The following is an 18,593-nucleotide window of genomic DNA, read 5'->3' as shown; positions in this document are numbered from 1 at the left end:
GCCTTTCACTCTTAACCTAAAAAGGTATAAAAACCAGGTTGATCGGCAGGTAGGATGCCGCCGGAGGCATGAAGCGCAGGGTTTTTTGCTGCCCGGGTTCGATGATGCCCACCAGCGCCCCCTGGCCGGGTGGGTTCAGCACGCCCCGGTTGGGCAGGTAGAAGGGCTGGCCGTCCCAGGTGGCCGCGCCGGCAAAGGGCCCGCCCCGGGGCGAGAAAAACACGCCCATGCGGTGCTTCGACTCAATGGTTATTTCGTAGAGCACACCGTAGTTGCCCTTATTATATCCCAGAAGGTTGGTGACCCCATCCCTGCCGTAAAGGAAGGAATCACCCCCGCCATCGGCAATAACCAGCCGGGCTGGCTTGTTTTCGTAAAGGTGTACCGACAGGAACCGGTTGGCCAGGGGAAAGGTGCCCCGGATGTGCTTGCCATCCGGGGGAAGCACGGCCAGATCACGATATGCTGTTATGGGATCCCGGCCTTCCGTGGCCACCACGGAAAAGAGTACCTCCCGGTCGGTATGTATATCAAAAATGCCGTGCACACATAGCCCCGGCGCAATGGGCTTGTGACCCTCGTTTAGAATTTTGCTTTCCCCCGGCGCCAGGTAAATGGTCCGGGACTGTTCCGCCCCGGCCGCCAGGTAGCGGTGGGTGGCCACCCGCCCTGCGGCCATGGGGTCCCCGGGGCCGGCAGTGGCCTTTTCCCTGATGGTTACCGTGGCTGTGTCAAAACCGTTGTTGGTGGCCAGGAGATAAACGTGCTGTTTGACGGTGTTCCCGTTAATGTGGTGGTAATAAAGCCGGGCCGTTCCCAGCAGGGTATCGGCATACAGGATCCCTTCCCCGGTAATGACCTCCGGGCTGTTGCTGACCATTAACATATCCCTGTTCATAGCGGTGGCCGGGTCGACGGCCGGCAGATCGAGCACCTTAACCGCTGACAAATCCAGGGGTTCCCCCGGGATGGGGTGGTGCAGGTTATAGGTTACCTCGTCCATGAGCACTTCTTCGGTGACGGTAATGATTTTGCTGGCTGGTTCGCTCCACGCACCGCGGCTGTCCTTGACCTGCAGGGTAACGGTATATTCCCCCGGTTTGAAAAAGGCCCGCTGCCTGCCCGTCCATTTCACTTCCACCAGCCCGTCCCCATCGGGGTCATAACTTTCATCCCGGTAAATGACTGTCTCCCCCTGGGCCACGGTGGTCTTTTCGATCTCGAAACGGGCCACCGGGGGCCGGTTTGGCGGGGGCGGTGGCGGAGGTAGGGTAATTCTGATTTCCCGGCTGGGAGCATCGTAGAAAACCTGGCATTTTAAGGTTTCGGCCACGAAACGCAGGGGTACCAGGGTAGTGCCGCCGCTGATGGTGGGCGCGCAGGGCAGTTGCTGGATCTGGCCTTCAACCACTGCCTCTTTGCTTTCCGGTTTGAGATGTATCTTTCGCTCCTGTCCTTTAATGGTTATCTCCCGGGACCGGCTGTCCCAGTGTACTTCCATGCCCAGCGTTTCCACCAGAAAGCGCAAAGGCACCAGGGCGACCCCGTCCTTAATTGCCGGTGCCTTTGGGAGGGGGTAAACCGCCCCGTCAACTACTGCCTGGTTGGAGGACAGCTTCAGGACAACCGTGCCGGCGCCGGCAGCCGCCGGGGCTATAAAAGAAAAGGCAAACAGGCAAAGGACCGGTAAAAAAACCGGGAACTTTCCATGGATAAATCCTTTCATCAATGGCACCTGCTGCATACCTCCTTCTTAATATTTGGCATTTTTAAACTATAGCTCTATTTAATAGACATCCCCGGCTGGCTTTTGGTTCCACAAAACCGGTAATTTTAATGGTTCTGTCACGCAATAGTATCTTTTGGCACCGGTCCATGGTTTATGGTATACTGTTGCCGGTGGTGATTTTCATGGCCGGGGAGAGGGATTTCCGCCATATCAAACGGGTTGTGGTCAAAGTGGGTTCCAGTTCCATTATCTATCCCACCGGGCGGCCCAACCTTTCCCAGATGGAACAGCTGGTGAGACAACTGGCGGATTTACACAACCAGGGTAAAGAAGTGCTTCTGGTCACTTCGGGAGCCATTGGGGTAGGACAGCACCGTTTGGGCTACACCCGCCGTCCCAGGACCATTCCTGAAAAACAGGCCGCCGCGGCGGTAGGCCAGGGTATGCTCATGCATATGTATGAAAAGTTCTTTGCCGAATACGGTGTTGCCGTGGGACAGGTCCTCCTAACCCGGGAGGATTTCAGCGAACGCAAGCGATTTTTAAACGCCCGCAACACCATGTATACCCTTTTGCGCCTGGGCGTGGTACCCGTTATCAATGAAAATGACACGGTGGCGGTGGAGGAAATAAAGCTGGGGGACAACGACAACCTGGCGGCCCTGGTGGCCACGCTGGTGGATGCCGAGTTGCTGATTCTTTTATCGGATATAGACGGCCTTTACGATGCCGATCCCCGCAAAAACAGCGGGGCCAGGCTAATTGCGGAAGTGAACGAAATCACGCCGGAACTGGAAGCCATTTCCGGAGGGGCGGGTACGTCCCTGGGCACCGGCGGTATTGTGACCAAGCTGCAGGCGGCACGCATTGCCATGCACTCGGGGATCATTACCGTGCTGGCCGGTTCTTCCGAAAAGGACGTGGTAAGGCGGGTGGTGGCCGGCGAACCCCTGGGCACGGTATTCTGGCCCTGCAGCCGGCTGGAGAAAAAAAAGTGCTGGATTGCCTACAGCTCCACGGTGCACGGCCGCATCTACGTTGATGAAGGAGCGGCGCGGGCGCTGGTGGAAAACGGGAAGAGCCTTTTGCCTTCGGGGATTATCCGGGTGGAAGGTTCCTTTGAGATGGGGAACACCGTGAGCATCTGCGATGCTACAGGTAAAGAAATTGCCCGGGGTATAGTGAACTATTCCTCTGCCGAAGTGGAACGCATCAAGGGTTTACAGACCAAAGAAATTGCCCGGGTATTGGGGCATAAGGACTACGATGAGGTGGTCCACCGCAATAACCTGGTGCTGGATATTTAAGTATGCCGTCATGGTATTAACAGGGGGTAGGGAAAGATGATCGAACAAATTGAGCGAGAGGTTAGGGAGAAAGCTCAAAAAGCCAGGGAGGCCGCCCGGCATCTGGCCTACCTTTCCACTGAGGTTAAGGACCGCGCCCTTTTGGCCATGGCCGACAGCCTGGTCAAGAACCAGGAGAGCATCCTGGCAGCCAACGAGGTTGATGTGCGGGCCGGCCGGGAGAAGGGCTTATCACGGGCACTCATCGACCGTTTGCTGCTCACCCCCGAGCGGATTGAGGATATGGCCGAAGGGTTGAGGGCCGTGGCTTCCCTGCCCGATCCGGTGGGGGAGATCGAGTCCATGTGGCTGCGGCCCAACGGCCTGCAGGTGGGACGCATGCGTGTTCCCCTGGGGGTAGTGGGGATGATTTACGAGGCCCGGCCCAATGTTACTGTGGATGCCGCCGGCCTGTGTTTGAAAGCAGGTAACGCCGTAGTGCTGCGGGGTGGCTCTGAGGCCATCAATTCCAACCGCGCCATTGTGACCGTCATTGCGTCGGCCGCCGAACGCTCAGGTATCCCCGCCGGAGCCATTGAGCTCATTGAAAACACCGATCGGGCGGCAGTGAATGTAATGCTTAAGCTGAACGGTCTTTTGGATGTACTTATTCCCCGGGGCGGGGCGGGATTAATCCGGGCGGTGGTCGAGAATGCCACGGTCCCGGTAATTGAAACGGGCGTGGGCAACTGCCACGTTTATGTGGACGAAGGTGCCGATCTGGAAATGGCCCGTTCTATCGTGATCAATGCCAAATGCCAGCGTCCCGGAGTTTGCAATGCCATGGAAACGCTGCTGGTACACCAGGAGGTGGCCCGGGAGCTGCTGCCGGGGCTTTTGGAGGATTTAAAGGAGGCCGGGGTAGAGGTACGGGGATGCGAGAAGACGCGTGAGCTGGCGCCCTGGGTAGTACCGGCCACAGAGGAGGATTGGGCGACGGAGTACCTGGACCTGATCCTGGCCGTGAAGGTGGTGGAATCCATGGAGGAGGCCATGGAGCATATCTACCGCTACGGCACCAGGCATTCCGAGGCCATCGTCACCCGGGATTATGCCAGGGCCAGGCGGTTTTTGCGGGAAGTGGATGCGGCGGCGGTATATGTAAACGCCTCCACCCGTTTTACAGACGGTTACCAGTACGGTTTTGGGGCGGAGATCGGCATTTCCACCCAGAAGCTCCATGCCCGGGGCCCCATGGGGTTGAAGGAGCTAACCACTTACAAGTATATTGTTTTTGGCGAGGGTCAAATCCGGAGTTAATGCGTTATTTAGGGATTGAAAAGTAAAGGACAGGCTTTGGACAAAAGGCCTGTCCTTTTTTCCGCAATTACTTTGCGTTTAAGCCCTGGCCTGCAGGGCCGCTATTACCTCCTCAGAGGTGATAAACCGGGCGAATTCATCGCAGGCCCGGGACTGGAACTTGGTCCGGTTGCGGATGATTTTGAACTCCCTGGTTATGTTCAGATCCTTCAGCCGTACGGGTTTGATGGTACCCAGGGCCAGTTCTTTGCGGATGGTCCACTTGGAAAGGAAGGAGATGCCCAGGCCCGCTTCCACGGCCTGCTTAATGGCCTGGGTGCTGCCCATGACAATTATCCTGGCCGGTGTAACATCCATCTGGCGCAGGGCGTTTTCCGCGGCCACACGGGTGCCGGAACCTTCCTCCCGGAGGATGAAGGTGCAGGATTCCAGGTCCTCTCCCGTAGCCTGGGATTTGCCGGCCAGTGGATGTCCCGGGGAGACGATGAGCACCATTTCATCGGTGAGAAAAGGTTCCACCTGCAGGTGGGCATGCTCCACCGGCCCCTCCACCAGGCCGATGTCAATGCTTCCTTCCAGGGTTTGTTCATAGACCATGGCCGTGTTGCCGATGGTCATGGCCAGCTCCACATCGGGATACTTCTGGGCAAAGGCGCCCAGCAGCCGGGGCAGCACGTACTCCCCAATGGTCATGCTGGCCCCCACCGCAATCTTTCCGGTAACCAGTTCAATAAGGTCGGTTACCGCCCGTTCGGCCTCCTGGTGCAGGTTTAAAATTTTTTTGGCGTAGGAATAAAGGATGGTACCGGCCTGGGTCAGCTCCACCTTTTTATTTGACCGGTCAAAGAGCCGTGCCCGGTAGTGCTCTTCCAGGGCGTGGATGTGCTGGCTGATGGCCGGCTGGGTGAGATTTAATACTTCGGCGGCCCGGGAAAAATTCTTCTTTTCCGCTACTGTTACAAAAACTCGCAATTGGTGATCGAGCACTGTCTACCCTCCAGTTGTGTATATTTGTGTACACCCTAAACGCAGGTATTTGAACGCGGGTGTAATATGTCAGGGTTGTCGTAAGAAAATGAATTTTTATATGCTTTATAGCCCTTACTAATTCTATACGCACCCGCAAATCGTGTCAACAAGGGGTTGCTTTTTGTTGCCCGGGCCATTAAAATGGTGCTGAGGTTTTGGCTTATGGCACAGACGCTGAAAAGATTGGGCATCATGGGCGGTACCTTCGACCCCATCCACTACGGACACCTGGTTGCCGCCGAGGGGGCCCGTCATACCTTTCAACTGGAAAAGGTTATTTTTATTCCTGCCGGCCGCCCCCCCCACAAAACGAAGCGGAAAATTACCGACCCCCACCACCGGTGGATTATGACCGAACTGGCCGTGGCCAGCAACCCCTACTTTGATACATCCACCATCGAAGTGGACCGGCCGGGGTACTCCTACACTATTGATACGGTGCGGGAGGTCCGGAATCTTTACCCGGGGGCAGAAATTTTTTTTATTACCGGTGCGGATGCGGTACTGGAAATATTGAACTGGAAAAACGTAAATGAATTGCTGGAAATGTGCTGGTTTATTGCTGCTACCCGGCCCGGCTACCCGCTGGGAAATTTAAAGCGCCGGCTGGCGGGGATAGGTCCGGAGTACGTAAAGCGCATTATCCCGATGGAAGTGCCGGCCCTGGCCATTTCTTCCACGGAAATCAGGGCCCGCGTGCAGGAAGGGCGTCCCATCAAGTATCTTCTGCCCGAGCCGGTAGAGGCGTACATCTTGAACCGGGGGCTGTATAAATGAAAAAAATGGCCCGCGCGGCAGGGCGGCACCTGAAGAGGGATGCCGCCCTGCCGGCGGGCAATTTTTTTGTTTTACCCTGGATCGGCATAAAGATACTGTCGCATAACCACTTGGGCGGCGGTCGTCCCCAGTCGCTCCGTGCTCCGGACCGGACGAAACATCGGCTTGCTTCGGAGCGAACCTGGCAGCGCTGCATATGCGACGGAAGTTATCTCTATTCACGGAAAACTACAACTTAAGCAGTTTTATTATTCTATAGATACTGTTACCAGCGCGATTCGCACTGCCGGTTCGCTAACCTCAGCTGCGCCGTGTTTCGTATCCGGCCCTCCGCAAGTCGCTCCTTAGCGACGACCGCCGCCCCGCCCACACCTTTTAGTTTTACGACGGTATCTTAAAAAACTTCGCTATTAACCGGCCCTGGTTTGCGGCCTGGCAGCAAGACCGGCCGCGGCCAGCTTGCGGCGCACGTAGGCCAGCTGCATTTGCAGGGGCAGCTCCATGGGGCAGTTGTCTTCGCAGGCCATAAGGCCCACGCAGCCAAAGGTGCCCTCTTCCGTGCCCACCACTTCGAAATATTCCTGCGGGCTGCGTTCATCCCGGGGGTCGACCATAAACCGGGCCACCCGGTTTATGCCCGCCGCTCCGATGAAATCTTCCCGGATATTGGCCGTGGCGCAGCCGGCAATGCAGCACCCGCATTCAATGCACCGCTCCGCCTCGTAAATTTTCAGGGCCGTTTCGTTGTCCATGCGCTCTTCCTGGGCCTGGGGATCGAATTCTTTGGTTGTATGGATCCAGGCTTCCGTCTTCAGGGACATGTGCCTGAACCAGGTGCCCGTGTCCACCGAGAGGTCCCCGACGAGCTTGAATACCGGCAGGGGGAAGAGGGTAATCCTGGACGGCAGGTCTTTGGTGAGGGTTTTGCAAGCCAGGCGGGGCTTCCCGTTCACCAGCATGGCACAGGAGCCGCAGATGGCCGCCCGGCACACGAAGTCAAACATCAGGGAGGGGTCCTGTTCCTCCCGGATTTTATTTAAGGCCACAAACAGGGTCATGCCCGGCATTTCCTCGAGCTTGTACTCCTGCATGTAGGGCTTTATTTCCGGCGTGTTGGGGTTGTAGCGGAAGATGCTGAAAGTCAGCAGGCGTTCAGCCATGATTCTCCTCCTTATCATGTGCGGCTGTTGTTGCTTTGACCTTTCGTGGCACGGCGTTGTCCCTCGCTCACTCCAGTGCTCCGCGCCGACAGCACCGCGGCTCGCTTCGGGCCGGCTCTGGCTCTCTGCGGATTGCCCGTAACTAATTGCGCTTCGTTGCAAGTTCTTAACTAATGTGTTTCAAACTTTTCTTCCGGTTGGCTAATCTTGCGTCCTCGAGAGCCGAGCCGGCGGCCTCGCTTCGCCGGGTGCTGTTACCGGCGCTTTGCAAGTCGTTCGCTTGTGACAACGCCGTGCTTCCCGGGGGACTGCAGTGGTTTTCTACTGAACATTTTCCGGCTTGGCGGCATTTGCCGCCGACGATTCGCCGTAGCCCCGGTCTCCCGGCGGGAGTTCGGTGATTTTTACCGGCTCATATTTCAGGACCGGCAGTTCAGCTCCCGGCGGCCAGTAGGCCAGGGTGCGCTTGAGCCAGTTCACGTCGTCCCGGTAGGGGTAGTCTTCCCGGGCGTGGCTGCCCCGGCTCTCGGTGCGGTTTAAAGCACCATAGGCTATGCACAGGGCCAGGCGGATCATGCCGGGCAGCCTTAAGGCGGAGGCCAGTTCCGGGTTGGCATATTTCCCGCTGGACCGCAGCCCCAGCCTTAAGGAGCGCCGGTAAAGCTCCTGGAGCTTGTCCACGGCCTTTTGCAAATCGGGACCGTTGCGGAAGATGCCCACGTATTCCATCAGGGTGTCTTCCATCTGCTTGCGGAGCTCGTAAACATTTTCGTTGCCCAGCCGGCCGGAAATGAGATCGTTTATCCTGTTTTCCTGACGTTTGACGTGCTCATCCACCAGCTTAAGGGGGCAATCCAGAGCGGCTCCCAGGGTGTATTCGGCCACCTTCTTGCCCACCACCATGCCGGCCACAATGGTTTCGGCCAGGGAATTGCCCCCCAGGCGGTTGAAGCCGTGCAGGTCCCAGCAGGCGGCCTCTCCCACGGCAAATAAGCCCTTTAAACCGTAGGCATGTCCGTCGATGTTGGTTCTGACTCCCCCCATGCTGTAATGCTGGGTGGGACGTACGGGAATCAGGTCTTTGGCCGGGTCGATGCCGGCAAAGTTCTTACATATGTTGGCAATTTCCCGCAGGTTGGTATAAATATGTTTCCGTCCCAGGTGGCGGATATCCAGCCACAGGTGGGGGCCCCACTTGCTTTCCACGCCGTAACCTTTGCGGATATGCTGGATCATGCGCCTCGAGACCACGTCCCGGGAAGCCAGTTCCTTTTTCTTTGGTTCGTAGTCGGGCATGAAGCGGTGAAGGTTTTTGTCCAGCAAGTACCCGCCATCACCCCGGGCACCTTCCGTGATCAGAATCCCCACCGGCACCATCCCCGTGGGGTGAAACTGGACCGCCTCCATATTGCCCAGTGGTACCACGCCCGTTTCCAGGGCCAGGAACATGCCGCTGCCCTCGTTGATCACGGCATTGGTGGAAATCCCGTACAGCCGGCCGTAGCCGCCCGTGGCAATGACAGTGGAGCGAGCCAGGTAGGCATGGAGCTGGCCGGTGCGCAGGCAGCGGGCCACCGCCCCGTAGCAGTTCTCGCCGTCATGAATCAGGGCGATGGCCTCCATGCGGTCGTGGACGGTGATACCCATTTTGATGACGATGCTGTCCATGGTGTACTGCAGGGTGTGTCCCGTGCCGTCGGAGGTGTAGCAGGTGCGCCACTTGGCCGTACCCCCGAAATCCCGGGCCGTAATCAATCCTTCGTATTCCTTTAAGTCCTCTATTTCCCGGCCATCGGGGAGGGTTTTCCTGCCGGCTACAACCCGGTTCCAGGGCACTCCCCAGTAGGCCATCTGCCGTACGGCTATGGGGGCGGTGTTGGCAAAGAGGCGGGCCACATCCTGATCGCAGCCCCAGTCGGAACCTTTTACCGTATCTTCAAAGTGAATGTCCGGGTTGTCCCCGTAACCCATGGCGCAGTTTCCCAAAGAAGCCTGCATTCCCCCCTGGGCTGCGGTACTATGGGAGCGCCGGGGAGGAACCAGGCTTAAGATAATCACGTCCAGCCCGTGGGTTGCCGCTTCAATGGCCGTGCGTTCTCCGGCCAGGCCGGCACCGATGACTAATACATCCGTGGTGAGGGTTTGGTAGACGCTCATTGTGCACCTCCTAGCCGCATGAAGGCCCACAGGGTGACTGCTCCCAGGGCCACGATGATTACCGTTATAGTTTTCAGTACCACTCCAATGGTATGCCTGTTAATCCAACCCCATTTCACAAACTGGCGGTAAAGTCCAAAACCGGCGTGGTATTCGCCCACCAGGAGCAGGACGATATAAAACCAGAGGAAGGATTGTATCCGCTCGGCACTGGTAATAGCCCGGATGGGCCAGCCGGCCAGGACCATCCAGACGTGAATGCCGGCCAGAACCAGAATGGCCATGCCGGTGATGGTTTGGAAAACCCATATCCAGGTGTCGGTGTGGCCCAGCATTTTGCTATGGCGCAGGATAATGCGCTGCTCATGCCATTTGTTGGGGATTCGTCTGCCGGCTGTCACGATATGGACCAGGGCCACCACGATAATAAAAGGAATGCCGATATAAGAGAGGTAATACTCGTCCAAAAAGATTGACAACCGGTCAAAGGTCCTGCCGCCGAGCAATATGGAGGCCACAAATAACATGTGGGTCCACAGGAACCCGACAAGTAAAAGACCGCTGACCAGCTCAGCCAGATCCACCAGCAGATCGGCCCGGGGATTGCGGGTGAGCAGTTTTTCTTGCGTGGTCATGGGACTCCCCTTTCTTTGGTAATGATGTTGCATCCTTTAACTTTTTGCCGCGGCGATAGATTGCCCCTCGCAATTTTTGTGCCAAATTTTAAGGCCGTTGCCTTTTCGGGCTGAAGGAGACTTATGCGAACAAAGCGAGAAAAAACTTGACCTCTTAAGTATAATTTATGCTTATAGCTTTTATAAGCGGTGACAGCTTCTAAAAATTATAATTTTTATATTTAGAAATGCCATTCTTTTTTGCAAGCGTATTCCTGAACAATAAAGGGTAATTGAGTAAGAAAATGGCATAGCTTTCGGGTTTATGCACAGTATGAGGGAAAGATCTTTAGCAAATAATAAGCGCACACAGCTTAGACATGCTGCAGGAAAGAGGTGAAACAGGTGGTGCGCACCCTTTATGTGGGGAATTTGCCCTGGGCTACCAGGGCTGAGGATTTAGAAGAAGCTTTCTCCCGGTATGGTGAAATCATCAGCGCCCGGGTGATTACCGACCGCCAGACCGGGCGGTCAAGGGGATTTGGCTTTGTTGAGGTGGCCGATAAAGATGCCGATGCCATCATTGCCGCCTTGAACGGGACCGAATTCAACGGTCGGGTAATCACGGTTAATGAAGCCAGGCCCAGGGAAGAGCGTGCTTAAAAAGAAAAAACCTCCAGATCCTCCGGACCGGGAGGTTTTCTTTTTACCAGGCAGGAACTTTCCCCTTGAGGGCGAATATAATATACCCAAAAACTGTTAAGGAGGCATGCCTTTTGACCATTGATCCGCAGGCGCTGGTTAAGGTTGTCGTTGAGGCGGCGGAAGATAAAAAGGCCTTTGACACCACCGTGCTGGATATCAGCCGGATATCGATCATAGCCGATTATTTTGTGATTTTAAGCGGTCGCTCAACCACCCATGTCCGGGCCGTTGCCGAGGAAATTATCAGGGTAGTGGATGAAAAGACCGGACTTGTTCCCCGGCAGGAAGGGATGCGGGAGGGGCGCTGGGTACTGCTGGACTACGGCGACGTGGTGGTCCATGTCTTCCATGAGTCTGAACGGCAATTTTATAACCTGGAACGTCTGTGGGGAGATGCCCGGGTAGTGGGTATGCCCGTAAATCTATAGAGTCCTAATAACATGCCCCAAAATTTTTGTGACCAAACTGTTGACAAACGGGCAGGTATGTCGTACAATTGTAGGTGTCCGTTAATAAGGACAAATGACTGTGATGGGGAGCAGTAGGCAGCAGCGGTGTCTGCAGAGAGCCGCCGGAAGGTGCGAGGCGGTGAACCGGGTTGCTGAACTCGCCCCGGAGTTGCCCGGGGGAAAGGAAAGTACTCCGGGCCGGCGTGTGGCCGTTAAAGCACATCGAGAGGGTAAGTATGGGGCTGTGGCGCAGAGGGAGCGCGCTTCCTTGGCATGGAAGAGGCCGCGGGTTCGATTCCCGCCAGCTCCACCATTTACCAATTAGGGTGGTACCGCGGGATAAACCTCCCGTCCCTAGAGGGGCGGGAGGTTTTCGTTTTATGTCCTCCCAGGAAGTTGCCCGGGGGGGATTGTGGCCTATTTTCCTCCCTTTATTATGTTAATATTTTAAAAATTTATAAAGAGAAAGAGGAGGCCTTTAAATGGATCGGTTTGATCAGATCACTATTGGTGACCTGCTCGACAGGACGGCTGCCCTGTATCCAGATAACGAGGCCCTGGTTTATACCGACCGTGGTTTGCGCTATACATACCAGCAGTTTCGGGAACTGTGTAACCGGGCGGCCAGGGGATTGATGGCCCTGGGCATAAAACGGGGCGAGCACATTGCCCTGTGGGCCACCAACATACCCCAGTGGGTCGTCCTCCAGTTTGCCTCGGCCAAAATCGGTGCCGTGCTGGTCACGGTAAACACCAATTATAAAGTGCGCGAACTGGAGTACCTGTTGCGGCAGTCCGATGCCACCACCCTCTTACTCATCAACGGAACAAAGGAATCCAATTACGTAGAAATGCTCCACGAACTCTGCCCGGAATTGAACCATTGCCTGCCCGGGCGGCTGAATGCGAAAAAATTCCCCATGCTGCGCAATGTGGTTTTTATCGGCGACGAGGAGCACCCGGGCATGTACACCTGGGAGCAGGTGCTGGGGATGGCTGAGGCCATTTCCGAACAGGAGCTGGTAGCCCGCCAGGCCTCCCTTGCCCCCGATGACGTGATTAACATGCAATATACCTCCGGGACCACCGGTTTCCCCAAGGGGGTCATGCTGACCCATAAAAATTTAGTCATGAATGCAAAAAGTATAGCCGAGTGCCTGAATTTCAGTCCCCGGGACCGCTTGTGCATCCCGGTGCCCTTCTTCCACTGCTTTGGCTGTGTGCTGGGGACTTTGACCTGTGTGGTCTCGGGAGCCACTATGGTGCCCCTGGAGTCCTTCAATCCGGTGCGGGTTTTGGAAACAGTGGAAAAGGAAAGGTGCACCGCCCTGCACGGCGTACCCACCATGTTCATCACCGAGCTGGAGGTGCTGGAAAAGCAACCCTTCGACACATCTTCCCTGCGCACCGGCATCATGGCCGGGGCTCCCTGCCCCATGGAAGTGATGAAAGCGGTGGTAAGCCGCATGGGGATGAAGGAAATAGTAATTACATACGGTCAGACCGAAGCTTCCCCGGGAATTACCATGACCAGGACCGACGACCCCCTGGAGATCAGGGTATCCACCGTGGGCAGGGCCTTACCGGGCGTGGAGGTAAAGGTAGTGGACCCGGCCACCGGGGAAGAAGTACCCCGGGGGTACCAGGGCGAGATTTGCGCCCGGGGATACAACGTTATGAAGGGTTACTATAAAATGCCGGAGGCTACGGCCAGCACCATTGACCGGGAAGGCTGGCTGCATACCGGCGACCTGGGGATTATGGATGAACAGGGCTACGTCCGTATTACGGGACGGATCAAGGATATGATCATCCGGGGCGGTGAAAACATCTACCCCCGGGAGATTGAGGAATTCCTGCATACCCACCCCAAGATCAAGGATGTGCAGGTGGTGGGGGTGCCCAGCAGCAAGTACGGTGAAGAGGTAATGGCCTTCATACAATTGAAGGAAGGCTGTACAGCCACGGCCGAGGAAATCAGGGAGTTTTGTAACGGCAAAATTGCCCGGTATAAAATACCACAGTATATCCAATTTGTGTCCAGCTACCCCACCACGGCCAACGGCAAGGTGCAAAAGTTCAAGCTGCGGGAGCAGGCCATCCGTGAGTTGAATTTGTTCCAGGCAGCCCGGGTAGAAACAGCCTGAAGTTGCCTGTTGCCCCCGGGGTGGTGAAGACATTTGTTTGTCCACCACCCCGTTTTCTCTTTTCCCCGGGGTGCCGGTTCTTGTCTTAAGCGTAACATTTATGATAAAATGACACTTATGATGAAATGCCGTCGAAACAAGGGACAGCAGTTTACGGTATACGGCAAGGGGGATGCTTTGGTGAACGAACGCTACGACTTCAAGGAAATTGAAGCGAAGTGGCAGGCCCGCTGGGCCGCAGAAAATTTATATAAGACCCCGGATTTCTCCGACCGTCCAAAATACTATTGCCTGGAGATGTTTCCCTACCCTTCGGGCAAGCTGCACATGGGCCACGTAAGGAACTACTCCATTGGCGATGTGGTGGCCCGCTTTAAAACCATGCAGGGTTACCACGTCCTGCACCCCATGGGGTGGGACGCCTTCGGCCTGCCGGCGGAAAACGCGGCCATCAAACACGGCAACATCCATCCCGCCGACTGGACCATGGATAACATCAGGACCATGCGTGCCCAGCTCAAGCAGCTGGGCATCAGCTACGACTGGGACCGGGAAGTGGCCACCTGCCATCCCGGCTACTACAAGTGGACCCAGTGGTTGTTCCTGCAGCTTTATCATAAAGGGTTGGCCTACAAGAAAAAAGCAGCGGTCAACTGGTGCCCCTCCTGTGCCACGGTGCTGGCTAACGAGCAGGTCAAGGAGGGTGCCTGCGAGCGCTGCAAGACTCCCGTGGAAAAGCGGGAACTGGAACAGTGGTTCTTTAAAATTACCGCCTACGCCGAGCGCCTTCTCAAGGATCTGGAGCTGCTGAAGGGCTGGCCGGAGAAGGTTAAAATCATGCAGGAAAACTGGATCGGCCGCAGCGAGGGGGCGGAAATCCGCTTTAAAGTGGCCGATATGGATGAGGAGATTGTGGTCTTTACCACCCGCCCCGACACGGTGTTCGGGGTGACCTACATGGTGCTGGCTCCGGAACATCCCCTGGTGGAGAAGCTCGTTGAAGGCAAGCCCCAGGCCGAAGCGGTGCGGGACTTCGTGCGGCGGGTGCGCAATTTAAACGAAATTGCCCGCACCGCCACCGACGTGGAAAAGGAAGGGCTGTTTACCGGAGCTTACTGCATCAACCCCTTGAACGGGGAGCGGGTGCCCATACTGGTGGCCAATTACGTCCTTTTGGAGTATGGTACCGGTGCAGTGATGGGCGTGCCGGCCCACGACCAGCGGGACTTTGAATTTGCCCGCAAGTACAACCTGCCCATCCGGGTGGTCATCCAGCCGCCCGGGGAGGAACTGGACCCACAGACCATGACGGAAGCTTATGCCGGCGACGGGGTGATGGTAAACTCCGGCCAGTTCAACGGCCTGCCCAAAGACGAAGGGATCCGGGCGGTAATCGCCTACCTGGAGGAAAAGGGCCTGGGCCGGGGCCAGGTGAACTACCGCCTGCGGGACTGGCTGATTTCCCGGCAGCGTTACTGGGGCGCCCCTATTCCGATTATATATTGCGATAAGTGCGGCATCGTCCCCGTGCCGGAAGAGGACCTGCCGGTGCTCTTGCCCCGGGACGTGGAATTTAAACCCACCGGACAATCGCCCCTGGCCGACTGCCCGGAGTTCGTGAATACCACCTGCCCCCGGTGCGGCGGGCCGGCCCGGCGGGAAACCGATACCATGGACACCTTCATGTGTTCCTCCTGGTACTACTACCGTTACACCAGTCCCCGGGAAGACAAGCAGCCCTGGGACCGGGCCAGGGTGGACTACTGGCTGCCCGTGGACCAGTACATTGGCGGCGTGGAACACGCCATTTTGCACCTGCTGTATTCCCGCTTCTTCACCAAGGTGCTCTACGACCTGGGGCTGGTGGGCATCCAGGAGCCCTTCACCAACCTGTTAACCCAGGGCATGGTTTTGAAAGACGGCGCCAAGATGTCCAAGTCCAGGGGGAACGTGGTCAGCCCGGAGGAGATTGTGGCCAAATACGGGGCCGATACCGCCCGGCTTTTCATCCTCTTTGCCGCACCCCCCGAGCGGGATCTGGAATGGAGCGACCAGGGGGTTGAGGGCTGCTACCGGTTCCTCAACCGGGTCTGGCGCCTGGTTGCCTCCGTAGCCGGCGGGCTGCTGGAAGCACCGCCAAAACCGGCAGGTAAGCTGGTGGGGGTCAACCGGCAAATGCACCGCCTGACCCACCTGACCATTAAAAAGGTGACCGAGGATATCGGCAGCCGGTTTAACTTCAACACCGCCGTCAGCGCCATCATGGAGCTGGTGAACGCCCTGTACCAGTACAAAGAGGTGCCGGAAACCGACCGGGACCCGGCGGTTCTGCGGGAGGGGATCGAGCACCTGCTGATTCTGCTGGCTCCCTTTGCTCCCCATATAACCGAGGAGCTGTGGGAGTCCATCGGCCACCGGGAGAGCATCCACAGGCAGCCCTGGCCTGCCTACGACCCCGGGGCCATTGTGGAAGACGAGATTACCATTGTGGTTCAGATCAACGGCCGGGTGCGGGAGCGGGTGCTGGTGCCGGCCGGCATCACCCCGGCTCAAATGCAGGAAGTAGTGCTGGCCCAGCCCCGGGTGCAGAAACTGGTGGAGGGCAAGCAAATAGTGAAGGTCATCCCCGTGCCGGGGAAACTGGTGAACATCGTGGTGAAGTGACAAGAAGGGCCGCAGGCATTTCGCCGGCGGCCCTTCTTATGGACTGTCGCCCGGCGCCCTCCCTGTCCTGTTACAGCCTCACGAATTCCTCCATAAGCGCCGGGCGATTGGCGTTTGTTTTGCGAATCTGATCTATGTATAGCTTGAAATCTACAGGGTAAATATTGGTGCCGGTTCCCTGGCCGGCAGCCGGTTGCCGGTAAACTTCAGATTTGATACCATACCGTTCTGGAGGCAGTCTTCACCGTACTTGAAGACGGCCCGGGAGTCAGCCATCTTAGCTACATGTTCCCTCTTGAGCTGGGAAAACTTCATATGTTCCACCTCACTTTCACACAAAGGAGTGGCAGGGGGGATTTGCTTTGCTGGTTAAACAGGTGATGCTGGAAAATCCCCAGACTCTTTATCCATGGCAGACCCTGGCGGACGCCTGTGAGGTCTACCGGCGGCAGGGGGTGAACTGCGCCCCGGTTCTTGATAGTGACGGCAGGGTTGTTGGCATCCTTACCGTTTTTCAGGTTCTCCAGGCCCTGCAGCGGGGGGCTTCTTTTGATACTTCTGTGGGGCAGGTAATGGAGCGGGACATTATGACCATAGACGAGGACATGCATTTTAACGAGGTAAGCAACCTGCCCATAGACCGCCTGGTCATTCTCAACCGGCAGGGCCGGCTGGCCGGGGTGCTGACCCGCATAGACCTGATCAACAAAGTGCACAACGCCCTGGAGGCCACCGAGTATAAACTGGCGGTGATTCTCCAGTCGGTCCACAACGGCATCATTGCCGTGGACGCCCGGGGCGATGTTTGCCACTTCAACGCCGCTGCGGAAAAACTGACCGGCATCCCGGCCGTCAAGGTGCTGGGACGGCCTGCAGGACCTCTTTTGAAGCAATTGGGGCTTGGCCAGGTGAACCCCGGGGTAGACGCCTTCCTGGGGCGTTTTAAGGTGGGGGACAGGGTACTGATCATCCGCCAGAGCCCCATTCAAAAGGACGAAGAGCAGGTGCAGGGTTTTGTGCTGGTGTTGCAGGATATCTCGGAGCTGGAGGATATATCCAGCCAGCTGGATTCGGTACGCAATTTGAACAAGGAGCTGGTCGGGGTTATCCAGTCCTGTTACGACGGCATTGTGGTAATCGACCGGCAGGGGAATATAGAGAGGGTTAACGCCAGCTACGGCCGGATCACCGGCATGGATTCACCGGAAGAGATCCAGGGGAAAAACGTGACCGAGCTGGCTTCGGGGCAGCATAAACACCTTCTACAAATCTACAATGAGATTATGTCCGGCAAGTCCCTGGTTAACATGGCGGTGCATACGGAGGATGGAGAGGAGCTCATTTTCTCCGGCAGTGCGGTGGTCGGGGAAGGGGGACAGGTGGGCCGGATTGTGGTTAACCTGCGGGATATAACCGAGCTCAACCGGTTTAAGGAAGAGGCTGCCCGGGCTTCGGCGGAGCTGAAGGAATTGCGGGCCAGGCGGCTGGCCGATGGGGAAATTATCGCCGAAAGTCCCCTGATGCGCCGGGCGGTGGAACAGGCCTTGCGGGTGGCCACCGTGGACTCTACGGTGCTCATCACCGGCCCTTCGGGGGTGGGCAAGGAGAGGCTTGCCAAGCTCATTCACCGCCACAGTTCCAGGGCGGACAAACCCTTCATCGAAATCAACTGCGGAGCCATTCCGGAATCCCTTCTGGAGTCCGAGCTATTCGGCTACGAAAAGGGGGCCTTCACCGGAGCCCAGCGGGAGGGAAAACTGGGCCTTTTGGAGATTGCCAACGGGGGCACGGTGTTCCTGGACGAAATTGGGGACATGCCCTTAAACCTGCAGGTGAAGTTGCTGCGGGTGCTTCAAGAACAGATCATCTACCGGGTGGGGGGACGCAGGCCCATCAAGCTGGACATTCGCATAATCGCCGCCACCAATAAGGATTTAAAACGCCTCATTGCCGAGAAAAAGTTTCGGGAGGACCTGTACTACCGGCTGAATGTGGTGCCCATCAGCATCCCGCCCCTGAAAGAACGCCGGGAAGATATTCTGCCCCTGGTCACCCATTTTCTCAACCGCTTTAATGCCAGGCACGGCACCAAAAAGCGCCTGGGCATGGAGACCTGCCGCCTGCTGGAGGGCTATTCCTGGCCGGGCAACGTCAGGGAGCTGATCAACCTCGTTGAGCGCCTGGTGATCATGTGCGAGGAGGAGGTTATTGAGCCTCACCACCTGCCCGGCGAATTCATGGAAGCCCTGGGCAGGGAGGGGTGGCGGCCCCAGATTTCGGAAATTGTGCCCCTGCAAGAAGCCAGGGAGGCCACGGAAAAAGAATTAATCAGGATGGCCCTGGAAAAATACCACAGCCTGCGCCGGGCCGGGCAGGTTCTGGGAATTTCCCATTCCACCCTTCTGCGCAAGGCCCGTCAGTATGGCCTGGCGGTGCAGAACTGCACCGATGCGGTGCAAAATTGAACCATGCTGTCATCCCGGCATTTTCCGGATGAGCACAAGTTACTTGGAGTACAGGTCCCTGGGCTGTTTTTAGCCGCCGTAATCAACAGGG

14 protein-coding genes and 1 tRNA gene are annotated in these 18,593 nt (G+C 56.9%); 9 read left to right on the top strand and 6 right to left on the bottom strand.

Features of this window, described 5'->3' with window-relative positions; all coding sequences use genetic code 11:
• Positions 1-16: 16 nt before the first annotated feature.
• On the bottom strand, positions 17-1,726 hold the full coding sequence (locus D7024_RS12365; RefSeq protein ID WP_121452575.1) for a stalk domain-containing protein: 1,710 nt from the start codon (positions 1,724-1,726) through the stop codon (positions 17-19).
• Positions 1,727-1,911: 185 nt separating this feature from the next.
• On the opposite strand from D7024_RS12365, the gene proB reads away from it, so the two are divergent.
• Positions 1,912-3,036 carry a glutamate 5-kinase gene (proB, locus tag D7024_RS12360; RefSeq protein WP_121452072.1) on the top strand — a complete coding sequence of 375 codons (1,125 nt, stop codon included), beginning with the start codon at positions 1,912-1,914 and terminating at the stop codon, positions 3,034-3,036.
• Between the two features lie 36 nt (positions 3,037-3,072).
• On the top strand, positions 3,073-4,335 hold the full coding sequence (locus D7024_RS12355; RefSeq protein WP_121452071.1) for a glutamate-5-semialdehyde dehydrogenase: 1,263 nt from the start codon (positions 3,073-3,075) through the stop codon (positions 4,333-4,335).
• A gap of 78 nt (positions 4,336-4,413) precedes the next feature.
• On the opposite strand, the gene D7024_RS12350 is transcribed toward D7024_RS12355, so the two are convergent.
• Complete coding sequence (locus D7024_RS12350; RefSeq protein WP_121452070.1) at positions 4,414-5,322, bottom strand: selenium metabolism-associated LysR family transcriptional regulator; 909 nt, start codon at positions 5,320-5,322, stop codon at positions 4,414-4,416.
• A gap of 204 nt (positions 5,323-5,526) precedes the next feature.
• Between D7024_RS12350 and nadD the strand changes: the two genes are divergently transcribed.
• Positions 5,527-6,141 (top strand): nicotinate-nucleotide adenylyltransferase, encoded by a 615-nt coding sequence (gene nadD / locus D7024_RS12345; RefSeq protein WP_121452574.1) that lies wholly within the window; start codon positions 5,527-5,529, stop codon positions 6,139-6,141.
• Between the two features lie 410 nt (positions 6,142-6,551).
• On the opposite strand, the gene D7024_RS12335 is transcribed toward nadD, so the two are convergent.
• From D7024_RS12335 to D7024_RS12325, 3 genes are all read right to left on the bottom strand, one after another.
• The gene (locus tag D7024_RS12335) at positions 6,552-7,301 is read right to left on the bottom strand and encodes a fumarate reductase iron-sulfur subunit (protein WP_121452068.1); all 750 of its coding nucleotides are present in this window, start codon (positions 7,299-7,301) and stop codon (positions 6,552-6,554) included.
• Positions 7,302-7,622: 321 nt separating this feature from the next.
• Entirely contained in the window at positions 7,623-9,458 is a 1,836-nt protein-coding gene (locus D7024_RS12330; RefSeq protein WP_121452067.1) for a fumarate reductase flavoprotein subunit, read from the bottom strand.
• The gene (locus D7024_RS12325; RefSeq protein WP_121452066.1) at positions 9,455-10,093 is read right to left on the bottom strand and encodes a succinate dehydrogenase/fumarate reductase transmembrane subunit; all 639 of its coding nucleotides are present in this window, start codon (positions 10,091-10,093) and stop codon (positions 9,455-9,457) included. The genes D7024_RS12330 and D7024_RS12325 overlap by 4 nt, the downstream gene beginning before the upstream one ends.
• A 384-nt stretch (positions 10,094-10,477) precedes the next feature.
• Between D7024_RS12325 and rbp the strand changes: the two genes are divergently transcribed.
• The 5 genes from rbp to leuS all read left to right on the top strand — a co-directional run bounded on the left by rbp (position 10,478) and on the right by leuS (position 16,037).
• Positions 10,478-10,735, top strand: coding sequence for an RNA-binding regulator (gene rbp / locus D7024_RS12320; protein ID WP_013821576.1), 258 nt, complete (start codon positions 10,478-10,480; stop codon positions 10,733-10,735).
• Positions 10,736-10,848: 113 nt separating this feature from the next.
• On the top strand, positions 10,849-11,205 hold the full coding sequence (rsfS, locus tag D7024_RS12315) for a ribosome silencing factor (protein ID WP_121452065.1): 357 nt from the start codon (positions 10,849-10,851) through the stop codon (positions 11,203-11,205).
• 259 nt (positions 11,206-11,464) lie between these two features.
• A tRNA-Ala gene (locus tag D7024_RS12310) sits at positions 11,465-11,539 on the top strand.
• Positions 11,540-11,708: 169 nt separating this feature from the next.
• The gene (locus tag D7024_RS12305; RefSeq protein ID WP_121452064.1) at positions 11,709-13,373 is read left to right on the top strand and encodes an AMP-binding protein; all 1,665 of its coding nucleotides are present in this window, start codon (positions 11,709-11,711) and stop codon (positions 13,371-13,373) included.
• Positions 13,374-13,553: 180 nt separating this feature from the next.
• On the top strand, positions 13,554-16,037 hold the full coding sequence (leuS, locus tag D7024_RS12300) for a leucine--tRNA ligase (protein WP_121452572.1): 2,484 nt from the start codon (positions 13,554-13,556) through the stop codon (positions 16,035-16,037).
• Positions 16,038-16,187: 150 nt separating this feature from the next.
• On the opposite strand, the gene D7024_RS14860 is transcribed toward leuS, so the two are convergent.
• A complete protein-coding gene (locus D7024_RS14860) occupies positions 16,188-16,352 on the bottom strand; it encodes a hypothetical protein (RefSeq protein ID WP_165859359.1) in 165 nt (54 codons plus the stop codon).
• 47 nt (positions 16,353-16,399) lie between these two features.
• On the opposite strand from D7024_RS14860, the gene D7024_RS12295 reads away from it, so the two are divergent.
• Complete coding sequence (locus D7024_RS12295; RefSeq protein WP_121452063.1) at positions 16,400-18,502, top strand: sigma-54-dependent Fis family transcriptional regulator; 2,103 nt, start codon at positions 16,400-16,402, stop codon at positions 18,500-18,502.
• Positions 18,503-18,593 lie beyond the last annotated feature (91 nt).

Source organism: Desulfofundulus salinus (assembly GCF_003627965.1).
In the GTDB taxonomy this organism is placed as follows: Bacteria; Bacillota; Desulfotomaculia; order Desulfotomaculales; family Desulfovirgulaceae; genus Desulfofundulus; species Desulfofundulus salinus.
Note: the sequence above shows the minus strand (reverse complement) of the source record. Positions and strands in the feature narration are given on the sequence as shown.